The following is a 6670-nucleotide window of genomic DNA, read 5'->3' on the forward strand; positions in this document are numbered from 1 at the left end:
GTTGACGTATTCCCGATGGTATCTTTGTAATCTTTCCAGATTAATTCCATCGATGGTTTTATTGTCAATTCCAGGTGTACCCGCTCCTTTGTTAGCCGCAATTTTATTAAATGCTGTTAACGTGTTGCAAAAGTTATTCATTCCTTGCTGCAACTCTCTTTTTAGAGAGTAGCTGTTTGATGAACAATATTGAATTTTATTCAATGTTCGTAAAAGTTTAGTTTCTGGCGAAACTGTTGTTGACATAATATATCAACCCCTTTTCCCGATACCATTGAATAACTAGTAAATTACTTTCTTCTTTCGCCCTATAAGAGTGATTAACTCTCTTCTTGGTAAGACGATTAACTAAATTATTCCAAATTTAGGTTTACTTTTACGACTACTAAGAAGATGCTTTATCCTTGACCATCCGGGCTTTTATTTCCGGATTAGTAAATTTAATTACTTAGTTTTAGGATTCTCCAAGTTACGCTAAATTTCTACCTTAATTCTTTAGGGGAAGTATCCTCGTTCAGAGGCTGATTCCAGGTTTCTTTATTCGATAAACTATCCAACATTCGTGGACTATGTCGATAGACTCTGGACTGTCCGTTTAAACAACTTCCGGAACAGGTTTAATAATTACATCAATTTTCCTTCTTAGGCCATTACAGGCTTCTCCATCGAATTATTCGGTGGCGGAGTCATCTTGACTAATTTGCTTTCGTCGCAACCCGCTTTTATGGTCTGCTTTAATCTAACCTACTTTCGTTAGTTAGACCGACCATATCCTTTCAAGGTTTATCAGCCCTGACTATTGGTTAAATAGCACGAAATTTAGGCCTCTTTGGCGCCCCCACGATTATTATAAGGATTCTTAAATTTATCTGTAATATTAACTAATTCAGCGGTCCTATAAAATGGTCTATTTTTAATAATTTCTTTAGCAATTAAACGAGATTTTGGTTCTTCTCCGTAAATCTGGAAAATATTTTGCAAATTTTCTAAAGAATAATTATTTAGAATATATTGAGCAGTAATAGGGTTATTACAATCCATTCTCATATCTAATATATTATTACGTAAATAACTGAAACCTCTTTCATTATCATTGATTTGCAACAAAGATAGACCTAAATCAAACACTATCCCATCGATCCTATTTACATTACGAGCTAATAATTCATCATATAAAAAAGAAAAATTTTTATTTATTAAAAAAATATTTTTATAATTAATAAATCTTTTTTGGCATTGTCTAATAGCTTGAATATCCTGATCAAACGAGTATAAAGTACCGTCAACAAGTTTGTTTAAAATAGCATTGCTATGACCACCCATTCCTAAAGTAGCATCAACATAAACTCCTGAAGAATTAATATTCAAATATTGTACAACTTCCCTAATCATAACAGGGATATGATTTTTATTTAACAATTCTATAAAACCTCATCAATCATGACAGCAACAACTTTTTTTAATTTTCTATAAAAATAATTCTAAAATTTTGATTAACTATTTCTGATAAAGCTTTACTAACAATTTTTTTACCTTTAATTTGGGATTTATAATTTTCGTCTTTAGTTTCTAAAACATGAGCAATTTTACCAGCAACATAAGCTAATTTATATTTAGAATCAATACACTTCAATAAATCATCGATAGAAGAAGTGGAAAAACCTTTTTTTTGATTTGAAAGCATCTTTAACTTCATAACCTTTCTTAAATATAGTTTTAAATTAAAATTTTAGATGAATAAGACTTAATCATCCTTTTAAATTTTACACGCTCTGCGACTAAAATAGACATGATAATATTAACCGTTTCATCTAATTGGTCATTAATAATCATGTAATCATACTTTTTGATTTTTTTAATTAATAATAATTCTTGACGCGCTTTATCAATACGTTCGTTAATTGTTTGTAAAGATTCTGTATTGCGACATTTGATGCGATTTTGTAAAATCGAAATAGAAGGAGGAGCTAAAAAAATAAAAATACTTTTACTTTTAATAAAATTATGACTAATTTTTAAAGCACCTTGAACATCTATTTCTAACAAGACATCTTTATTATTTTTTAATTCTTCGATTACTTTAATTTTAGGAGTACCATAATAATTACCAATGAATTCGTTATACTCTAAAAAATAATTTTCTTTAATTTTATCTTCAAAAAATTTTTTACTAACAAAAAAATAATCTTTTCCATTTTTTTCATTTATTCGCGGATCTCGAGTAGTCATAGAAACTGAATAAACTAAATTATTTTTAATTCTATCTAATAATAATTTCTTAACTGTTCCTTTACCTACTCCTGATGGTCCCGAAATAATTATCAACATCCCTTCTTTATTTAATTTCATAAATAATAAAACAACCATTCTTTCTCAAAAAATTATAAGTAAAATTTTATTTATTAATTAAAATCGAATTAAATCTATATCAAAACTATATTTAATAATTTATTTTTTACATAAATAGTATTAATAATTTTCTTGTTTTTAATAAATCTTAAAATTTTTTCATCTTTTTCAACAATTTTTAAAATTTCAGATTTATCTGTATCAAAAGGAATCAATAACTGAGATTTCATTTTACCATTAATTTGAATAATAATAGTAGTTTCTTTCTCTTCTAATATAGAAATATTATATTTTGGCCACGAAGAATACACCAATTCTTCTTTGGAATTTAATTTAATTTGATTCAATTCCTCTGTAATATGCGGAGCTATAGGATTAAGTAATTGTAATAAAATTCGAATTTGAAAACGATCTACTTTTTCATATTGATAAATATGATTGGTCATAATCATTAATTGACTAATAACTTTATTAAATTGAAATTTATTATAATATTCAGTAACATTTCGAATAGTTTGATGTGTAATTTTATTTAAAGATGTAAATGCTTGTTCACAAATAGTAAATTTATCAAAAATATTATAAATACGATTTAAAAAACGTTGAATACCTTTTAAACCTTGTCCTGACCAAGATTTATTCTCTTCTAAAGGGCCTAAAAACATAATATAAAGTCTTATTACATCAGCTCCATAAGTATCTAAAACTTCTGATGCATTGACTATATTACCCCTAGATTTGCTCATTTTTAAATTATCATTACCTAAAATCATACCTTGATTAATTAATTTGTAGAAAGGTTCCGGAGTAGAGATTAATCCCCAATCATATAAACATTTACACCAAAAACGAGCATAAATTAAATGACCATGAGCATGTTCAGCTCCGCCTATATAAATATCTACAGGTAAAAAATAATCTAATAACTTTTTAGCTTCCATAGTATTTATAGGTATCATACTTAAATAATTTTTCAAAATATAACCTATATAATACCAAGAACTACCTGCGAATTGTGGCATAGTATTAGAATCACGTTTATAATTTTTGCCGTTTTTACAAAAGTACAACCAAGAATCAATTTGAGATAAAGGAGATTCGCTTTTATATAAATATTCTATTTTATCTGTTTCAGGCAATTCTAAAGGTAATTCGTGATCAGACATTAAATAAATTTTATTATTTTCATCATAATAAACAGGGAAAGGTTCTCCCCAATAAATTTGACGAGAATATAACCAATCATGAATTTTATAAGTATTAAATGGTTCTCCCCATTTATTTTTAATAGATAAATCCATAATTTTTTCTTTAGCCAAATTTTCATCTAAACCATTTAAAAAATCACTATTGATGAAAGTACCACTAGTTTGCAAACATGGTTTTTTGATTCGTTTTATTTCTGAATATAAATGACAACAAGAACTACAATATTTAATAATATATTTGTTCAAATTATATTTCGTAGCGAAAACAAAATCTTTTTGATTGTATAAAGGAACCGACATTAAAGCTCCTGTACCAAAATGCATAAAAACATAATCAGAAATCCAAATAGGAATTTTTTGTTTATTACAGGGATTAATAGCATAACTACCAGTAAAAACTCCAGTTATTTCTCTATTGATATCTCGTTCTAAATTACTCTTGCGTTGAGTTTTGCTTAAATAATCATTAACATTGCTTTGATTTTCAGCAGTAGTTAAAAGCGATACCCAAGGATGTTCAGGAGCTAAGATTAAAGCGCTAACTCCAAAAATCATTTGAGGCATAGTGGTAAAAACTGATAAATATTGTGCATTATTCATCAATAAAGGAAAATAAAAAATAAAACCTGATGTTTTACCAATCCATTTAATTTGCATTTCTTTAATAGATGTAGGCCAATCTAATAATGACAAATCATTCAAAAGTCTATCTGCATATTTAGTAATTTTTAAAACCCATTGTTTCATTTTTCGTTTAAAAACAGGATGACCACCGCGTTCCGATATAATACCTTCAGGAGTCGAAATAACTTCTTCATTAGCCAATACTGTCCCTAAATTAGGGCAAAAATTAACCTCAACATCTTGCAAAACAGCCAATTGATTTTGATAAAGTTTTTTAAAAATCCATTGAGTCCATTTATAATAATAAGAATCAGAAGTAGCTAATTCTCTACTCCAGTCAATACCTTTTCCAAGCGATTTAATTTGTTTTTTAAAATTCGCAATATTTTGATAAGTTACATAAGCAGGATGTTGTCCTGTTTGAGCGGCATAACGTTCTGTAGGTAAACCAAAGGAATCCCAACCAAAAGGATGTAAAACATTAAAACCTTGCATTCTGAAAAATCTATTAATAATATCACTAGCAGAATAACCTTCTAAATGTCCCACATGCAATCCTTGAGCAGAAGGATAAGGAAACATATCTAAACAATAAAATTTTTTTTTATTATAATCAATATCTGTTTTAAAAGTTTGTTGTTCGTCCCAATGCAACTGCCATTTAGCTTCAATACTGCGAAAATCATAAACTAACATAAAAAACTTTTTTAACTCCGATTTTTTTTAGATTCAACAATTTTATTTTCATCTAGACATCCAGAAAAGTTAGATTCGATATAAACCGTAATATCTTTGACTAATTTAAATTGTTGCAATTGTTCATCACTAATTTTAATATCAAAAATCTTTTCTAATTGAATTGCTAAATTAACGGCATCAATAGAATCCATACCTAAATCTTCCTTTAATTTTGTTTCTAATGTGATTATATCTTCAGAAATTGATAATTGCTCTGCAATTATTTTTTTAATTTTATTAAACACGATTCACTCCATATATAAGATTTATTTTATAAAAAAAATATAAATATATCAAGAATAACTATTATTAACATAAATTTATAATTAAATTATTATAATACAATAAATAAAAAATAACTATCAAAAAATGTTGAATTAATTCATATCAAAATGTTCCAATTCAAAAAAACTTTACTTCAATTATACTAAAAAAGTTTCATTTAATAAAAAAAACTAATTATAAATACGATATGTAAATAATTTAGTTTATCAAAAGTTAAAATAATATTTTTTTAAACACATAATTTTAATAAAAAAATTTAACAAAAATTAACCCATAAACATAGTTAAATATTCCTGAAATTTATTACGATCATTCATTAATAACATAATTCCATCAACAGCAATAGAAATATCACCTGTTTCTTCAGAAACTATAATAGTCATACTATCAGTATGTTCGCTAATACCTAAAGCTGCGCGATGCCGAGAACCTGTAATTTTTTCAAAATGTTGATTATCAGATAACATAAAATAAGTTCCAGCGGATAAAATTTTATTACCACGAATAATCACAGCACCATCATGTAAAGGTGTATTAGGCATAAAAATATTAATTAACAATTCATAAGAAACATTAGCATCAATAAAAATAGATTTTTGAGCAAATTGTTCTAAGGTATTGTATTTTTCAATAGTAATTAAAGAACCAATTTTTTTTTCTGACATGAACCAAACAGCTTTTAAAATTTGATTTTGTGTATTTTTATTACCCATGACTATCATTTTTTTTCTATTCCAGAAGCCGGACCAATTTTGAATATAAAACCGTAAATAAGGAGCTTTAATAATAATAGGCACTATCAAAACAAAATTTAATATTACATTATAAATATTAATTTTTTCTAAAAAAATTCTAATTTGTTGAAAACTATTATATTTTTCTAAAAAAAATTTTAAAAAATAAACAAATAAAATACCTAAACAAAAACAATAAACTATCTTAAGAACTTCATATTTACTAAAAAAAATATTTAAAGAAACATAACATAAAAACGCAGTAGCCACACAAAACAATAATATATTCAAAATATCTTGCCAATAAATCATTTCGCGCACCCATCCAATTCGATAAAATTTAATATCACCTTACAAAAGATCACATTTATTTATCAAAAATATTTTTTTAATTAAAAATAAAAACAAACAATACAAAACTAAAAAACTTCCTAAAATAACCACATAACCCTGATCAAAAGGATTATTAAAATATAATCTTTTAGATAAAAAATTTATACAAGGCAAATAAGAAGCTAACATGCCAGCAACAAAAGGAAATGTAAATATATAAATAGTTTTTTTCCAATTTTTGAAAAAATTAGGAGTTCTAAGATACAAAATAGTCAAAAATTGAGTCCAAATTGAAAAAATAAACCACCCTGCTCTAAATAAATTAATTTTATCGCAATCCCAATTATTAGAAGAAAAAATACCATAATTCCATAACAAACTGGAACAAAACAAAATATC

General features: G+C 26.0%; 6 protein-coding genes and 2 pseudogenes. All 8 read right to left on the reverse strand.

Translation table 11 applies throughout. The features are described 5' to 3' along the window. Positions 1 to 246, reverse strand: a pseudogene (locus OC710_RS02245) (group II intron reverse transcriptase/maturase); the annotation flags it as partial. A gap of 573 nt (positions 247 to 819) precedes the next feature. Further along, positions 820 to 1419, reverse strand: coding sequence for a 16S rRNA (cytosine(1402)-N(4))-methyltransferase RsmH (gene rsmH / locus OC710_RS02250; protein ID WP_004995491.1), 600 nt, complete (start codon positions 1417 to 1419; stop codon positions 820 to 822). A 40-nt stretch (positions 1420 to 1459) separates the two neighbouring features. Then, on the reverse strand, positions 1460 to 1696 hold the full coding sequence (gene rpoZ / locus OC710_RS02255) for a DNA-directed RNA polymerase subunit omega (RefSeq protein WP_238120241.1): 237 nt from the start codon (positions 1694 to 1696) through the stop codon (positions 1460 to 1462). 20 nt (positions 1697 to 1716) lie between these two features. Continuing rightward, positions 1717 to 2328 (reverse strand): guanylate kinase, encoded by a 612-nt coding sequence (gmk, locus tag OC710_RS02260; RefSeq protein WP_304514987.1) that lies wholly within the window; start codon positions 2326 to 2328, stop codon positions 1717 to 1719. Positions 2329 to 2423: 95 nt separating this feature from the next. Continuing rightward, on the reverse strand, positions 2424 to 4877 hold the full coding sequence (leuS, locus tag OC710_RS02265; protein ID WP_004995483.1) for a leucine--tRNA ligase: 2454 nt from the start codon (positions 4875 to 4877) through the stop codon (positions 2424 to 2426). Between the two features lie 11 nt (positions 4878 to 4888). Further along, positions 4889 to 5164, reverse strand: a complete 276-nt coding sequence (locus tag OC710_RS02270; protein ID WP_004995480.1) for an acyl carrier protein — start codon at positions 5162 to 5164, stop codon at positions 4889 to 4891. 306 nt (positions 5165 to 5470) lie between these two features. Next, on the reverse strand, positions 5471 to 6250 hold the full coding sequence (locus OC710_RS02275; protein WP_004995479.1) for a diadenylate cyclase: 780 nt from the start codon (positions 6248 to 6250) through the stop codon (positions 5471 to 5473). A gap of 39 nt (positions 6251 to 6289) precedes the next feature. Further along, positions 6290 to 6670, reverse strand: a pseudogene (locus OC710_RS02280) (magnesium-translocating P-type ATPase); the annotation flags it as partial.

It is taken from the genome of 'Vigna radiata' phytoplasma, assembly GCF_030586915.1.
In the GTDB taxonomy this organism is placed as follows: Bacteria; Bacillota_I; Bacilli_A; order Acholeplasmatales; family Acholeplasmataceae; genus Phytoplasma; species Phytoplasma australasiaticum.